The organism is Bradyrhizobium cosmicum, assembly GCF_032290525.1.
In the GTDB taxonomy this organism is placed as follows: Bacteria; Pseudomonadota; Alphaproteobacteria; order Rhizobiales; family Xanthobacteraceae; genus Bradyrhizobium; species Bradyrhizobium cosmicum_A.
The window spans coordinates 1-15,465 of sequence record NZ_JASXTA010000022.1 but is presented as its reverse complement, the minus strand read 5'-3'; the positions used below and the strand labels follow the sequence as shown (position 1 = coordinate 15,465).

Below are 15,465 nucleotides of genomic sequence, written 5' to 3'. Positions count from 1 at the left end.
CCTCATTCGATGATAAAGTTGGCGCCGCCGTTAGCGCTTGGTTGTGCCTTGGGAGCATCACGGCCTCGCGGCGAACTTGCCAACGTGTTTGTTAAAGTGCGCCCGGCATCCGAGGGTGGTCCGATGCGGTCAGTGGGCGCGCTCATCTTGCCAGGACTCGATCCTGGTCGCACGATGTAGGGCGTGACAATAATTACCAGCTCCGTCTCCTCCTTCTGAAACGAGGAAGAACGAAACAGCGCACCCAGGATCGGCATATCGCTCAACCAAGGAAAACGGCTAATGTCCGTGTTGAAATTGCGCCGGATAAGCCCTCCGATTGCAAAGCTTTGACCGCTGGCAAGCTCGACGACCGTATTGGCACGCCGCGTGGAAAGACCGGGTATAGACATTCCATTGACGCTGACTTCACCTTCTTTTGACAGCTCGCTGACCTCAGGCTTCACGTGAAGATTGATCTGGTTGTTGCTGAGAACCGTCGGGACGAACTCTAGGCTAATCCCAAATTGACGGAATTGGACCGAGACCTGCCGATTGTCCTGCATGACCGGAATCGGAAATTCGCCGCCTGCCAGGAAACTTGCTGATTCGCCGGACATGGCGGTAAGGTTCGGTTCAGCCAGTACATACGCGAGGCTCTCGTTAGCGAGTACGTCTAGAACAGCACTGACGTTCGCACCGCCAATGCCGTACCCGACGCTTGCCGAGCCGGCTCCACGGGTGGCGCTGGCACCACCAGCTTTGCCACTTTTAAAGCCGAAAACGAAAGGGCCGGTTTGACCCGAGGCAGAGAGGTTAATGCCAAGCTCCTTCAAGGCGGTGCGCGAAACCTCGGCGACTCGCACGCTAAGATTGACCTGAAGTGAACCGGCCACCTGGATCTTGTTGACGACCAGCGCATCCGCACCGAGAAACTGCTCCGTGATCTTCTTGGCGCTGTCGACGAGATCGAGATTTGGTGCTGTTCCGCTAAGAATCGCGCCGCGCGGCGTATAGCTAACTTGGATCGGATAATCCCCGAGCTGCGCCTTCAGCGCGGCACGCAGATCCTCTATAGGTTGTGTGACGACAACGCGAAGCTCGGCTAGCGCCTCGCCATTATCGTTCAAAGCGAACAAGCTGGTCCGCCCCGAGTGTTTTCCAAACACGAAGATGGTCGTGTTCGACGGCGCCTGATAGTCCGCGATCGTCGGGTCGGCAACAAAGATGCTCGCAGCTGGCGCTGGGAGATGAATTGTTTTGCCCTGCGAGGAGGAAAGATTCAGAGTTCCCTGAAGGCTATCAGTAGTCGCGCGTGGCGTCCCCACAGTACCAACCCGCTTTACCTGAGCTGTGGCGGCAAAAGGAGATAGTAGAGCGACCATGCATAGCGCACAAAAAATGCAGGGAAGAGCGGCAGATGTGACGGCGCTCGGCACTCCGCGGCGGCCATGATGAGTGTTAGGAGCGAACTTCAAGGGAGCCTTCGCTTTCAGGTTCAATCGATTGCGCAGGGGGCACCTGCGCCAGTTCAAGTGCATAGCCAACGCCGCGCACCGTTGTGATCCGTACCGTCGCGCCATACCGGCTCAAATGTGTGCGTAAGCGGTAGATTCCAACTTCTAGGGCGTTGGTCGAGACCTCGTCGTCGAACGCATAGAGGCCCTCCTCCAGTGACGCTCGTGGTACGGTGCGGCCAGCGCGGCTGAGCAGATGTTCAAGAATGCACAGTTCGCGCCGGGCGATCCTCAATTGACGATCATCAATTGAAGCTTGCCGGCCGATAGAATCGAAATGTAGATTTCCGAACGTAAGGACGGGCGCTGTCATTTGCGGCGATCGTCGCAAAATGGCTCGCATACGAGCGACGAGTTCATCGATAGATACTGGCTTGGGCAGGAAATCGTCCGCGCCGCCGTTGAAGATCGCGATTCGCCTGCCCAGATCGTTCAATTGGCTGACTACTATGGCGGGAATCGAACATCCCTCGCGTCTCAACTGCTTCAGCCAGTCCAAGCCATCTCCATCGGGCAAAACCAGTTCGAGCAAGACAATGTGATAGCTGGCGCAAGCAAGGGCGGTCTCTGCCTCGTCAAGAATGCGGACTACATCCACGGCAAAACCGCGAACCAACAGCGCTTCCTTTGCAGCGCGCGCAAAATCCGCATCACGATCAACCACGAGAATTCGCATTCTATCGCCTTCGCACATCTGTTCCAAAACCCGAGCGCATTGCGGCCGTAAATGAGGTCTGGCCGATCTCAAGAGCCCGGTCTCGTATGACTGTCCGAAGCCAGGACCAATGGCGGAGATCATGGTCGCCACCGACCAGCGTCACCCGAACTGGTTCAGCCTGTTGGCGACTGCGGCGTCTCGCCCGGGATCGCACGCATTGTCGGCGACGCTCAAGATGCCACTTCTGGCTGGAAGAGTGCCTAAATCGCTTCAGGACATCGAGGGCCATAGCAGAACGCTGGCGCATCCGTATACCCGCAGTTACTGCGGTCATTGACCCGCTGAGGACAGTATCGATACTGCCGGTCTCCGAGCCCGAAGCAAAAGCGCACGAGACAATGGCCTGAGCTCTGCCTGAATAGACACTAGGCGACGACATTTGAAGCTCCCAAATTGAATGGTCTGCGTCGGTCTTGCAGCGCTGTCGATCTGATGGACCGCCAAGTTGCGACAATGCAAGTTGCCCGAAGGCAGATTGCGCCTCTGCAGACCAATGAGCCAACAGACTGCTATGGTCAACCAACGACCGATCTGGCTCGGGCTGGAGGAAGGCTCCCTCCCGACGCGGTGAGATAAATTAGCGAGTGCCAGCAGTCGCCATATTCAGTCATGTCTGACGTCCCCGATACTGCAGTCAGGCTGCTGATGTGGCCGCGGAAGCAATAGGAAGTGAATCAGCAATCGATTCGGCCGCATGTCGGCGCCGTCAACTATCTGGTTTGAGCGGCTGCGCCGCATGCAATTCATCTCTCGGCGCAAACGGTAACGGAATGGTATCGAAGTTGGTCTAGGCGCGACAGGGGACGGACGGAGGCAGTCCGCCTTGCTCTCGATCCGCTCGCAGTTTCCGGCTGCAACTGGGCAGCGGCTAATCGTACGCCCTGTTGCATAAGAGATCTTTGCGACAGGCCTTCGGCAGGAGGGATGCTCGAAAAGCCTCATGGAGCCGAGCGGCGCGATGTTATAGCCTTCAGACATTCGCAATTGTTGCCTAACTGTCAGCAAGTGTTGAAGCGACCGATGCCGCGACTTGTCGCAAAGCCTACAATCTGACGCTGGGTGCGATTCAAGTGCCTTTGAGAGTGATTGATCGAATACCATTTCCCTTGCGGGGGCAGCGAACTGCGACAAACCCGGGCGAGTCCATCGACTGGCACACGGTGCTCGACCTAGTCAGCTCGTGTGTCAAAACTCTGTGCGCCCCCACGAACGCTTTGCGCATGATATTCCTGAATGCTCCTTGCAGCAGCGATTGCACTATGGGCCGTCAGGTAAAATCGACAAAATCCATTGTTTTTGTGGACCGCATCCAAGTGCCGCTAGATCATGGAGCGGAGCATCAGCGCATGCTGAGGCTCACGAACGAAGCTATCTATAAACATGAGCCGACTGCTTCATGCGCATTCCAGGGATGGTGATCAGGCGTTCCAAGCGATGGTGATCACGGATTCCGGATGATGGCGATCACTGGAGACGAACACGACTGACGAGTTTATGTGTGCTGGAAACGGCCTCCTCGTCAAGGCTGGCGGGTTGGTTCGAAGATCGTTCCGGCGGTCCATGGGAGGGCCCCGTGCGCGGCGCGGAGTGCCCCCACGAGCGACGCAGCGACGCGCGCGGGAGGGGCCCGTGGGCCGGCGGAACGATCGTGTGCGAGGTGCTCACGGCTTTTTCTTTTCACCGGCTTGGCGCCGCAGACTGTCGCCTTTGAGCTCGATGCGGTGGGCATTGTGAATGATGCGGTCCAATATCGCATCGCCGAGGGTGGGATCACCGAACACGTCAGAGTACCCCTATTCTCGAGCGGGTAGTGTCTCACGTCACGATCACTGACCCACATCATTTTCTGTTCGGGCACCGGCTCGAGGTGCTGAAGGAGCGGTCGGGGCGCGGTCCGGCCTACGTCGTTGTCGCGCTGCCGGACGGCCGGCCGCGGGCGGTTCGGATCGCGTCGACGGATCTTGTCGAGACGATAACTTCTGGCCCGAACGCCGCCGATCTGCCGCGCATCAGCGCACGTACGCTGATCCCATTGATGCAACATTTGAGCGCGAGTCTGAGCCTTCTTGACAAGAAGGTGATTCGCGATGACCCACCGACCGCTTCTAGGTCGCGTTGCGTATCGACCCATGCCGACGTTGGCAAATCTACCCGGCCGTCCGACGGACGACATTCCGCGCCTGTGGCCGAATCTGTCCACCGCGACGCAAACTCAGATCGCTCAAATCCTCGCCACGCTGCTGCGGCGGATGCAAGCGGCTCCCGGCACGCCCGGAAGGGGACTGGGTCGTGCTGATCAGCTTGAACGTCGCTGACGAGCGGCTCACGACTGCGCACCGAGCCAAGTTGGCCTATGTTTACGTGCGGCAGTCATCCGTGAACCAGGTGCGCCAGCATCAGGAGAGCACGGAGCTGCAGTACCGCCTCGTCGATCGCGCCATCGGTCTGGGCTGGCCGCCGGAGCGCGTCCAGGTCATTGACGAGGATCTGGGCAAGTCCGGTGCTGGCGGTGTGGATCGTCATGGCTTCCAGAAGCTCATTGCCGAGATCGGTCTTGGCAACGCCGGTCTTGTGGTGAGCCTGGACGCTTCTCGCTTGGCCCGCAACAACCGGGACTGGCATCAGTTGCTCGAACTGTGCTCGGTGTTCGGTGTGCTCATTGCGGATGGGGAGCGGCTTTACGATCCGCGCGCCTACCACGACCGCCTGCTGTTGGGCTTGTCCGGCATCATGAGCGAGGCGGAGTTGCATCAGCTTCGGATGCGCCTTCACCAAGGGGAACGCCAGAAGGCGGCGCGGGGCGAACTGCGGCTGCCTCTGCCAGCCGGGCTCGCCTATGATCGCGCCGGCACGATTATTCTCAATCCTGATGAGGAGGTACAGGCCCGTCTTCATCTCGTTTTTGCCAAATTCCAGGAACTGCAAAGCGCCCGCCGTGTGATGCGGTACTTGGACCGGAACGGATTGTCCTTGCCGGTTCGGCCGCTGCTTGGACCAGCTCCACACGAGACCGTCTGGCGTGTGCCAGATAGTGCACGCGTCCTTAGTATCCTTCAAAATCCGGCTTATGCTGGGGCGTATGTTTATGGCCGCCGGCAAAAGGATCCGAGCCGATGCCAAGCGGGATCGCTGACGGGAACGGTCAAGGTGGCGATCGCCGACTGGGCGGTTTGCCTCCGCGCTGCTCACCCGGGTTATATCAGCTGGGAGGAGTTCATGACCAACCAGCGGCGACTGGCAGATAACGTCGCCCACTTTGAGGCAGGACACGCTGGCGTGCCGCGCAAGGGGGCAGCCCTGTTACAAGGAATTGCGATCTGCGGCCGTTGCGGACGGCGCATGAGCATGCGCTACACTGGCTCGAATGCCGACTATCCGGTCTATTGCTCCGGTCGGATCGGGATCAGGAAGGCAGTGCACTGTGCCAGGAAGTCCGGGCCTTAGCGGTTGACGCCTTGGTCCAGCGGGTGGTCCTCGACGCTCTGCTGCCGGATCAGATTGAGATCGCACTCGCGGCGGCGAACCAACTGGAGCAGGAGAGCCGCCAGCTCGAGCGCCAATGGGCGCTTCGCGTAGAGCGCGCCCGCTACGAGGCCGAGCGCGCTCGACGTCAGTATGACGCCGTAGAGCCCGAGAACCGTCTCGTGGCGCGCTCACTTGAGCGGGCTTGGGAAGAGAAGCTGCGTGCCGTCGAGGCGGTCGAGCAGGAGCATGCGCGTTGGCGCGGGCAAGAGCCGCTTCTGATCGGCCCGGTGGAACGCGCAGGGCTACAAGCACTCGGCGAGAACCTGCCGCAGATTTGGAACGCGGCCACCACGTCGGCAGCCGATCGCAAGCGCATTTTGCGATTTGTCATCCGCGAAGTCGTTCTTGATCAGAAGCGGATCCGAGGTCAGGTGTGGCTCAAAATCGTCTGGCAGACCGGCGCAACCAGCGAGCATCACGTGCAACGGCGCGTTCACACCTACCGCAATTACATCGACATTGATCGATTGCGGCAGCGGATCGTCGATTTGAATGCTGAACATAAAATGGATGCCGAGATCGCGGCAATACTCAACCAAGAAGGCTTCGTCGCGGCCCGAGGCTGCGCCTTCAAAGGCGAGAACGTCTGGCTGTTGCGCACCCGCTGGGGCATTCCCACCGTCAAGATCAACGGCGTGGACCAGAATCCAATGCGCTGGCCCGACGGCAGCTTCTCCATTCAGGGGGCAGCGGCTGAGCTTGGATTAACCGCGCAAACAGTGTTCGATTATCTTGCGCGCGGATTGCTGACAGGTCGTCAGTTAGCCAAAGGTCAGCCATGGCAGATCGAGCTCTCAGACGAACAAATCAGTCAGCTTCGTCATCGGGTACGACGCACCAAGCGGTCGAAGAAGGAGGCATCATGAAGTCATCGGCTCGGCAATGACGTCATGCCATTGCGACCCGGGGACCTGACTTGTGATTAACAAGGATCCCTTATCGTAGCGATCGTCGACGATCTCAAGCAGATCGCGGCGTTGGTCGGCGGTGAGCGGTTCGGGGCCCCAGTCGTCGAGGATCAGGAGATTGACGCGCTCGAGGGCCGCGATCAGGCGGGCCAGACGGCCTTCGCCGCGCGCCTGCGCGAGATCTGCGAACAGGCGGGGTGCCCGCTTGTAGAGCACGGAGAAGCCGTCGCGGCAGGCTTTGTTGCCGAGTGCACAGGCAAGCCAGGACTTGCCGGTGCCGGTTGGACCGACGATGACCAGGTGGTTGGCCTCACGGATCCATTGGCAGGTGGCGAGGGTTTGGAAAAGCGAACGGTCGAGACCGCGGGCGGTGCGATAGTCGACGTTCTCGACGGCGGCCGCTTGACGGAGCTTGGCGCTGCTCAAGCGGCGCGCAAGGCGGCGATTGTCGCGGGCAGTGACCTCGCGATTGACGAGGAGGCCGAGCCAATCGGCGTGCGGCATCTCGGCCGCCTCGGGATTGTTCTGCAGTTCGACGAAGGTGTCGGCCATGGCGGCAAGGCCGAGGGCGCGCAAGTACCTCAACCGAACCCGCCGGAGTACTTGCGTCTGTTAACACAAAAAGCGAGTTCGCGCGCCTCCCAATCCTGATGGGGGAGCTTCGCTCGTGTTTCCGTTATTCTACATCGACAGGGGCCGCGCCAAATTCCCCCTCACTCCGTCCGTAACAGAATGTCCGATTTATGACGATCGTGAGCTCTCGCGAGCCCGAGCCATGGACATGCGTCACACATTGTCACTGTACGGCCCAAGCTCGTTGTCTTTCGACGGAGCTCGCATGCGAACTCTAAACAGCGCACCCAGCCGAGCAACCAAAATTGCACACCAATGTCCGGGAGACAATCATGACAGCCTTATCGGCAGAGAACGCTTGCGAGAAGGCTGATATCCCTCTGAGCCGCCTTGATGTAAGCGAGCCCAAGCGCTTTCAGGATGATACCGTTTGGCCTTGTTTCGAGCGGCTGCGAAGGGAAGATCCCGTCCACTATTGCGAAGACAGCCCATACGGTCCATATTGGTCGATAACAAAATATCGCGACATCATAGCCGTGGACTCAAATCACACGGTATTCTCGTCAGAGCGAAGCGTCACAATTGTCGACCCGCCGGAGAAGTATTGGACACCCAGTTTTATTAAGATGAGTCCTCCTGTCCATGCTCAGCAGCGTAAGACTGTCAGTCCGATAACGGCATCGGAGAACCTAGCGAAGCTTGAAGGCTTGATCCGCTCGCGGGTTCAGAAGATTTTGGACGGTTTGCCGCGCAATGATACCTTCAACTGGGTCGACAGGGTCTCGATCGAGTTGACGACTCAAATGCTAGCCACGCTGTTCGATTTTCCATTTCAGGATCGACGCCTGCTGACCTATTGGTCGGACGTAGCCGCCTTGACTCCACAAATGGGCCACCAGATCGACAGCTGGGAAAAGCGAAAGGTGGTGCTGTCCGATTGCCTGGACTATTTCACACGGCTTTGGAGTGAACGGGTGAATTCCGAACCGCGCGCTGACCTGATCTCGATGATGGCGCATTCGCCGGCGACCCGAAACATGGAGCCGCGCGAATTCCTGGGCAACCTCATTCTGCTGATTGTTGGAGGTAACGATACTACGCGCAACTCAATTACCGGTGGCGTCTTCTTCATGAGTCAAAATCCGTCCGAACTGCGAAAACTCCGCGATGATGCTTCGCTAGTGCCCGGGGCGGTATCCGAGATTATACGATACCAAACGCCTGTCGCGCACATGCGCCGGACCGCTGTGGACGATTTCACGATAGGCCACAAGCAAATCAGGCGTGGCGATAAAGTTGTGATGTGGTATATCTCTGGCAACCGAGACGACGAGGTCATTGCGAGCCCCAACAGCTTCATCATTGATCGAGAAAATGTACGACAACATCTCTCATTTGGATTTGGGATTCATCGTTGCGTGGGTAGGCGTCTTGCAGAGCTGCAGCTGAAAATTCTGTGGGAGGAGATGCTGAACCGATCTCTGGAGGTAAAGGTGGTCGGCGAACCGGAGCGAGTTGAATCTAATTTTGTGCACGGTTATTCCGCACTGCCGGTGCAAATTCCAGGTTAGTCTCGGTTGCGAGCGACATTCAACACTGGTCGTGCAGAACCGGCCGTTAGAACCACGGCCTTGTGGAGACCAGTTGTCTGGGTAAGTTGACCGGCGTTGCGTTACGGGCTTGTGGTTCTTTCGAAGATTGCGGACAGGCCACAGCGTCGTTATCCCGAAGACCTTGGCCGGGCGTTGCGATACTCGTCACGCCGCCGATTGTCGCATCGTTGTTACTGGAGAGCTTGGCGTGCGCTCGCATACCCTCCAGCTCGACGGTCCAGAGAGTGGCTACTCTGGCGCAGCGGAGGCATCCCGGCGAACCATCCCCCCGTCCACCAGTCGTCCGGTTATAACCCTGCGAGAAGCCGGGCGGGGGCGCTCCAAGGCGTAAGTTTGCAACTGCAGCAGCGCCGTTAAGTCCCGACACACCAGTCCGCTTTACGGCTCTTCTGGTGATTCTAGCCGAGCTTGTAAGGAAGGCGGGGCTAATCAATGGGTGTACTGACGCGAACGCGGCAAGCCTTTTCTCTGGGCGACGCCACTGATCGGCTCGGCCGTTCGCCGCTCGTCGAGCAATTCCGGATGCTACGGAAGCAGATCCCGGTTCTCTACGCTGTCCTGCTCGTGGACAGCATCAGCATCGGGCTGATCCTCCCGAACACCGTCAATTTGCGCGCGCCCGTCGCCTTGTTGGTCTTCACGTGATGCGTGGGCACCGCCTACTGCCTCGGCAGGAGCTATCGCCAAATCTTGGTGGAGGCCGGGCCGGTCAGGCGGCGGCGGTTATGGGCTAACGGTCGGTCGGCTTGGCGATGACCTCGATCCCGTCGTTGAATGTCACACCAAGAACGAGTTTTGGCAACTGGTTGTGGCCATCGAGACGGCGCCAGCTTTTCTGCGTGCCCTCGACGAGTTTGAAGACCATCGCGAGCGCAGTCCTGTTCGACAGACAACCCTTCGATCGGATGGTGCGGTGGCGCACGGTGGCGAAGGTGCTTTCGATGGGGTTGGTCGTCCGCAAGTGTTTCCAGTGCTCGGCCGGGAAGTCGTAGAATGCCAGCAGCGTATGCCGATCCTTGGCCAGGCAGTCGACGGGCGTGTCGTAATTCAACGCGTAGCTTATCTCGCGAGCATTGGTGCTAGACTTCAGCGCCTGTTTGGCGACCGGGATCTTTCAACTTCAGCCTGCTCCTGCGCTGGTTCGAGAATCTTTTGCGCGTCTTGCTCAAATTCCTGCGCGCCCGGCTCGGCCGCATCATCCGGGACATTCGCCGCAAGATCGAGGGCAATCCCACGCTTTGGCGCAGTTCGACGCCCTCGCGTTGGGCCAGCCACGTCGCCGTTGCCACAGGCGCAATGGCGGCGACCATCGCCGAAGTCGGTCGGCAGGTCGAGCAAGCATCCACCATGGCCGTCGCCTCCATCGAAGGCTTCTACAATCGAACCCGTCTCCATTATATGTCGCCCCGATCGAAATGGAGCTAAAAAGCAGCTTAACCGTGTCCACTTTTCGGGGAAGATCACTCAAGAGGTGCCCGGAAACGCCGCGGCGTGATCGAGATCGAGCTCGGTGACGGCAAGCGTGTCAGCGTTGACGAAATGTCGACGCTGACGCGTTGGGGCGGGTCCTCGATGTTCTGAGCCGGCGATGATCCCGATACCGAGCGGCGTCAGGGTCTGGATCGCGACCGGCCACACCGACATGCGCCGCGGCATGCAAGGCCTGGCTTTGACGGTTCAGGAGAGCCTTAAGCGCGATCCTCATGCCGGCGATCTCTATATCTTCCGTGGGCGTCGAGGCGATCTTGCCAAGATTCTTTGGCATGATGGCATCGGCCTGTCGTTATATGCCAAGCGCCTGGACCGCGGAAAGTTCATCTGGCCCTCGGCGTCATCCGGCGCGATATCGATCTCAGCGGCGCAGATGGCTTATATGCTGGAAGGGATCGACTGGAGAAATCCGCAACTGACATGGCGACCGCAGAGCGCCGGCTGAGCGAAATAAAATAAGGGACGACACGCATTTTAGGACGCCACAAATCACTGAATTTGTGATTCTCCCGTTTGCATGGATACTCCTCGCGACGCTCTTCCCGAAGACATAACCGCTCTGAGAGAGGCGTTGGCGAGCGAACGCGCGAAAGCTCTGGATATCGCAGCAGAGCTTGCGGTCGCCCTTGCGAAGGCATCGGAAGACAGTGCGCTGATTGCCCAGCAGAAGCTGCAGATCGCCAAGCTGCAACGCCAGATCTACGGGCAAAGATCGGAACGCTCGTCTCGGCTGATCGACCAGTTGACGCTTACGTTTGAAGAGCTGGAATCCAGCGCCACCGAAGACGAGCTTGCGGCCGAAAAAGCCGTCGCCAAGACGACGACTGTTCGCGGATTACGCGCACGCGGTCCGAACGGAATACCTTCCCCGACCATCTTCCCCGCGAGCGCGTTGTGATCGATCCGCCGACGGCGTGCGAATGCTGCGGCGGCAGTCGCTTGCGCAAGCTCGGCGAAGACGTGACCCGGACGCTGGAATCGGTGCCGCGTCAGTGGACGGTGATCGAGACGGTGCGCGAGAAGTTCTCTTGCCGCGACTGTGAGAAGATCAGCCAGGCACCGGCAGCGTTCCATGCCGTGGCAAGAGGCTGGGCTGGCCCAAGCCTGCTGGCGATGATCATGTTCGAGAAGTTCGGCCAGCACCAACCCCTGAACCGCCAGGCTGAACGCTATGCGTTGGAAGGCGTGCCGATCGCGCTGTCGACGATGGCCGACGCCGTGGGGGCGGTCTGCGCGTCGCTCGATCCGCTCCTTCGCCTTGTCGAATCTCATGTCATGGCAGCCGAACGCCTCCACGGCGACGACACCACGGTGCCCGTGCTGGCCTTGGGCAAGTGCGATGTCGCTCGATGCTGGGTCTATGTGAAGGACGACCGCCCCTACGGCGGCGCAGATCCGCCAGCGGCAATGTTCTATTACTCGCGCGATCGAAGGGTCGAGCACCCGCAGGCACATCTGGCCAACTATAGCGGCATCCTGCAGGCCGACGCCTTCGGCGGATACACCAAACTCTACGAGCCCCAGCGAAGTCCTGGGCCGATCAGGGAAGCGGCCTGTTGGGTCCATGCCCGGCGCCCGTTCTTCGCCATGGCGGATCTTGAGGAAAACGCGCGGCGTAAGGCTGCTGGCAAGAAGGAGATCGCCCTCTCGCCAATTGCGATCGAGATCGTGCGCCGCATCGACGCTCTGTTCGAGATCGAGCGCTCTATCAATGGCCAAAACGCCGACCACCGAAAGACTGTCCGCCAGGCGCAGAGCGCGCCGCTCGTCGCCGATCTGGAAGCCTATATGCGCGAGCAGTGCGCCAAGCTCTCCCGCGGTCACGACCTGGCCAAGGCCATGAACTACATGTTTAAGCGCTGGGGCTCCTTCACACGCTTCCTCGACGATGGCCGCGTCTGCCTCTCGAACAATGCCGCCGAAAGAGCGCTGCGCGGCATCGCATTGGGCAGAAAGTCGTGGTTATTCTGTGGGTCTGACCGCGGAGGGCGCCGAGCCGCCGCCATGTATAGCCTCATCTTCTCTGCCAAGATGAACGACGTCGACCCTCAGGCTTGGCTCGCCGATGTACTTGCTCGCATCGCCACCCACCCCGCCCACAGGCTCGATGAGCTGCTGCCCTGGAACTGGAAGACTGCGCAACAGCAAGGCCTTGCGGCGCAGGCGGCTTGATGGGGCTGTCAACAAAGTCAGCCACGTGTTCACTCTCAGCCATGTCGCTGAGATGCTCGGTGAAGACGAGGACTGGCTGTTCGAGGTCGCCGAAGAAATGGACACCGAGGATGGCCAGCTATGGGTCGTCGGCGTCGGTGCAGACGGGGTGATGGCGTTCACCGATGACGGGATCGAGAACCTCAAAGAGCTGATCGCAACCCACAAGGACACCCCCAGCATCATCGAAAAACGCCGCCAAGCGCTCGCTGCGATCATGAAGCCGAAGACCGAAGAGTCCAACGAAATCTAACCGCTAACCGGATAGATCAGCGCGCTTGCGGCCTACAGCGCATGGTTACGGCGATCTATCACATCCTGAAACGCGGATGCAACCCAACCAGCCTCGCCACGACGGCCGCCAGAAAGGACTTGAAGCCTACGTAGCGTCAGGTTGTACAGTCTAAATCATACAGGCGGTCATCGTCTCAGAAGTTTCGTGATCGCAAGCAGTGGTTGCAATGTCTCGAGTTCTAAGGTGCGCGCGAGTCTGTTGCTGCGCAGGCCGAGGCCCGTCCTCGATGCGACCAGGGCGAATCATCGTTCTCTCCGCCTTTGTTGTTGTCCTCGATGCCATCGTCGACCGCGCCGAAAAGCGGCTCGTGGTCTGGCGGCCCGCGCCTGCCCACGAACCCTGGTAACGCTCTCCCAACAGCCACGGAGGTTCGCATGCACGTTTTGACACGAATGATGCTGGTCATGGCGCTAACCGCTTGCTCGGTCATTTCGGCGCTAGCCGCCGAGCCCGAGACGGCCAGGCCAAATTGAGGATCGCCGTGGGGTCACAGATCCCCAACTATATGCCTCTCGAGCTTGGCGTAAAGCTTGGGCCGTCTCGGGGCGATGGCCTTGACGTTACCGTCGAGAACTTCCAAGCCGTTGGCTCAAAAACTCTGCAGGCGCCGGTCGGCAGCTCGATGGAGGGAACGATCGGCTTCTACGATCACGCCATTCAGATGCAGGCGCGGGGCCGGCGCTCGGAAAACCTCTGGAGCTCGCTACCTCCGACAAAATTTGGACCCAAGTCGTTGCTGCGCGTGCCTGACCTATGTGGGCAGGACAATGGTTGATGACATCGACAAGGCTCTTGACTGGGAGGGCAACCGTCTTGACTGCGCTTCGTGCGAGCATCTCGCACTGAACGGAATCGGCGGATGCCGGCTCAAGCACGCCTGCGTCAAAGACCGTTATCCACGCGGTATCGAGAGGTTCTTCGAGTGCAATCCGGATCTCGCCGACGGCTATCTCAGCCATCCGCATTTTGAGGTAAGGGCAATCGCGGCGAAGTTTGCCAGTGTCTTTCTGCTGCCGTCGCTGCTCGATGATCCTAATGAAAAAGTGCAATTGAATGCGATGCTTCGCTTGCCTAGACGCAACATGTTGCAATTACGGAAGCATCCGAATCCCGAGCTGAGGAAGCGGGTGGCGAGCCTGCTCGACGGTGAAGAATTACTGCCCATGGCCTCAGACGAATATTACTATGTTCGCCTTGTCGTCGCGAGTCGGATCGAGCCTATGCTGCTCGGCCGAATGGTGGACGACGAGGAAGCCCAGGTCCGCCGTGTTGTGGCACAGCGCATTCCAAACGAATGGTTGCTTCGCATGATTGACGATCGTGAGGCGTTGGTGAGACTGGAGATAGCCCGAAGACTATCTGTGCAGCTTGTGTCGCTGCTGCTGCATGATCCTGACTGGCGCATTCGCCTCGAGGTCGCAAGCCGTGCGCCAGCGGCTCGGATCTATAGCCTCGTCAATGACCCGTATAGTCTCGTGCGCGAAGTCGCGAGCTCGCGGATTGCAGGAGACTGCCGCTGAGCTCGATACCGCGCCGGCTGACGCCGACAAGCCGATCAACCTGTCGCGTATGCCTATTGCACCATGCCGAGGATTTGACCAGATCGCCGCGGCGTCCTCGGAAGATGTAGAGATCGCCAGCGTGCGGATCACGCGTCAGGATCTCCTGAACCGTAAGAGCCAGGCTTCGTATGGCGGGACGCACGTCGGTGTGGCCAGCGGCGATCCAAACCCTGACGCCGCTCGGAATCTGGATCATCGTCACCGCAGCAGCTCAAGAACTCACTGCAGCACCTCAACGGCCCTGTCACGGTCGACTCAAACGCGACAGCCGCCGCCAAGCTCGATCTCCATGACTCCAGCCCTTGCACGCTGCGCAGGTGGGGAAGAGGACGATTGTCGCGCGTTGCTTGAGATCGGACGTGATCTCGACGGGAACGAGAGCTGGCACGGAATCGCCGCCCAGCCGACCCTGGCGCGCTTGTCGACTTCAAGTGAACAGCAGGCTGTGAGCCAGCCTGTGCCGGCGCGCGCGACGCCGCAGACCTTGCGACTTCGACAAGGTGAACTTTCTCATCGTAACTCCCTCGCCATCGTCGTCGACGCTCAGCGCCCAACCCATCGACCTGTTAAATATCGCGCTCCATGCGCAACCGCTCGTGCAAACGAGCAATCTCCGCCGCGCTGTCTGTCCAGGGCAGCGTCGCCTGCGTCGTGGGGCGCCGCGCCGCCGCGGTCAGCTCCAGCCGGCCCACGTCGTTCTCACCCAGCGTGTAACACGGAGTCGCGCAGGCCAAGTTCCCTCCACCGATGCGATCGAGTGGCCGCCCGATGCGACCAGATGGATGGCTTGCCGGTTGTAGTCGTCCGGAAACGAGCGGAGTTGAGGTGCTTCCATCTGACACCTCGTGGCTCCGAGCCCACTACAGGTGCCAACAATTCGAGGAGGTTCACTAAGTCAAGGCTCTTAGAGCGTGGCTGTATCAAGGAGAGGCGCAGCGCAGGTACCGTTTCCTAGCCTGGCAGCCGGTTGCCCGAGCTCAGGGTCTCCGCAACTAGCTAGCACTACTTTGGCAGAATGTGTTTGCGCCACTGTTTTTCAAGGATTTGCTTTCGGCAATATGGGCACTGCTGAG

14 protein-coding genes and 2 pseudogenes are annotated in these 15,465 nt (G+C 59.5%); 9 read left to right on the top strand and 7 right to left on the bottom strand.

From position 1 onward, the window contains the following. Positions 1 to 2: 2 nt before the first annotated feature. The 3 genes and pseudogenes from QSV46_RS31120 to QSV46_RS31110 all read right to left on the bottom strand — a co-directional run. Complete coding sequence (locus tag QSV46_RS31120) at positions 3 to 1,364, bottom strand: type II and III secretion system protein family protein (RefSeq protein ID WP_314960646.1); 1,362 nt, start codon at positions 1,362 to 1,364, stop codon at positions 3 to 5. A 76-nt stretch (positions 1,365 to 1,440) separates the two neighbouring features. Continuing rightward, positions 1,441 to 2,172, bottom strand: coding sequence for a response regulator transcription factor (locus tag QSV46_RS31115; protein WP_314960644.1), 732 nt, complete (start codon positions 2,170 to 2,172; stop codon positions 1,441 to 1,443). A gap of 1,703 nt (positions 2,173 to 3,875) precedes the next feature. Beyond that, positions 3,876 to 3,995, bottom strand: a pseudogene (locus QSV46_RS31110) (ATP-binding protein); the annotation flags it as partial. A gap of 508 nt (positions 3,996 to 4,503) precedes the next feature. Here QSV46_RS31110 and QSV46_RS31105 point away from each other — a divergent pair. Both QSV46_RS31105 and QSV46_RS31100 read left to right on the top strand, forming a co-directional pair. Further along, entirely contained in the window at positions 4,504 to 5,658 is a 1,155-nt protein-coding gene (locus tag QSV46_RS31105; protein WP_314960642.1) for a recombinase family protein, read from the top strand. Positions 5,659 to 5,669: 11 nt separating this feature from the next. Beyond that, positions 5,670 to 6,605 (top strand): hypothetical protein, encoded by a 936-nt coding sequence (locus QSV46_RS31100; RefSeq protein ID WP_314960640.1) that lies wholly within the window; start codon positions 5,670 to 5,672, stop codon positions 6,603 to 6,605. Here the strand turns inward: QSV46_RS31100 and istB are convergent. Beyond that, a complete protein-coding gene (gene istB / locus QSV46_RS31095) occupies positions 6,600 to 7,223 on the bottom strand; it encodes an IS21-like element helper ATPase IstB (protein ID WP_314960639.1) in 624 nt (207 codons plus the stop codon). The genes QSV46_RS31100 and istB overlap by 6 nt on opposite strands. A gap of 329 nt (positions 7,224 to 7,552) precedes the next feature. On the opposite strand from istB, the gene QSV46_RS31090 reads away from it, so the two are divergent. Both QSV46_RS31090 and QSV46_RS31085 read left to right on the top strand, forming a co-directional pair. After that, complete coding sequence (locus tag QSV46_RS31090; RefSeq protein WP_314960638.1) at positions 7,553 to 8,791, top strand: cytochrome P450; 1,239 nt, start codon at positions 7,553 to 7,555, stop codon at positions 8,789 to 8,791. Between the two features lie 474 nt (positions 8,792 to 9,265). Next, the gene (locus QSV46_RS31085) at positions 9,266 to 9,478 is read left to right on the top strand and encodes a hypothetical protein (RefSeq protein WP_314960637.1); all 213 of its coding nucleotides are present in this window, start codon (positions 9,266 to 9,268) and stop codon (positions 9,476 to 9,478) included. Between the two features lie 85 nt (positions 9,479 to 9,563). Here the strand turns inward: QSV46_RS31085 and QSV46_RS31080 are convergent. Next, positions 9,564 to 9,890, bottom strand: a pseudogene (locus QSV46_RS31080) (transposase); the annotation flags it as partial. A 95-nt stretch (positions 9,891 to 9,985) separates the two neighbouring features. On the opposite strand from QSV46_RS31080, the gene QSV46_RS31075 reads away from it, so the two are divergent. The 5 genes from QSV46_RS31075 (at position 9,986) to QSV46_RS31055 (ending at position 14,350) form a co-directional block, all read left to right on the top strand. Next, on the top strand, positions 9,986 to 10,258 hold the full coding sequence (locus QSV46_RS31075; protein ID WP_314960635.1) for a hypothetical protein: 273 nt from the start codon (positions 9,986 to 9,988) through the stop codon (positions 10,256 to 10,258). Between the two features lie 163 nt (positions 10,259 to 10,421). Further along, a complete protein-coding gene (gene tnpB / locus QSV46_RS31070) occupies positions 10,422 to 10,769 on the top strand; it encodes an IS66 family insertion sequence element accessory protein TnpB (protein WP_314960633.1) in 348 nt (115 codons plus the stop codon). Between the two features lie 72 nt (positions 10,770 to 10,841). Further along, positions 10,842 to 12,496, top strand: a protein-coding gene (tnpC, locus tag QSV46_RS31065; protein ID WP_314960631.1) for an IS66 family transposase whose coding sequence is annotated in 2 segments (ribosomal slippage) — positions 10,842 to 11,160 and positions 11,160 to 12,496 — 1,656 coding nt in all. Because the reading frame shifts where the segments join, the coding sequence is not laid out codon by codon here. A 52-nt stretch (positions 12,497 to 12,548) separates the two neighbouring features. Next, entirely contained in the window at positions 12,549 to 12,788 is a 240-nt protein-coding gene (locus QSV46_RS31060) for a hypothetical protein (RefSeq protein ID WP_314960630.1), read from the top strand. An 809-nt stretch (positions 12,789 to 13,597) separates the two neighbouring features. Continuing rightward, entirely contained in the window at positions 13,598 to 14,350 is a 753-nt protein-coding gene (locus QSV46_RS31055; protein ID WP_314960628.1) for a 4Fe4S-binding leucine-rich repeat protein, read from the top strand. Here QSV46_RS31055 and tnpB (QSV46_RS41470) read toward each other — a convergent pair. Next, the gene (tnpB, locus tag QSV46_RS41470) at positions 14,286 to 14,588 is read right to left on the bottom strand and encodes an IS66 family insertion sequence element accessory protein TnpB (protein ID WP_409997228.1); all 303 of its coding nucleotides are present in this window, start codon (positions 14,586 to 14,588) and stop codon (positions 14,286 to 14,288) included. The genes QSV46_RS31055 and tnpB (QSV46_RS41470) overlap by 65 nt on opposite strands. Positions 14,589 to 14,958: 370 nt before the next feature. Further along, complete coding sequence (locus QSV46_RS31050) at positions 14,959 to 15,084, bottom strand: hypothetical protein (protein ID WP_314960626.1); 126 nt, start codon at positions 15,082 to 15,084, stop codon at positions 14,959 to 14,961. Positions 15,085 to 15,465 lie beyond the last annotated feature (381 nt).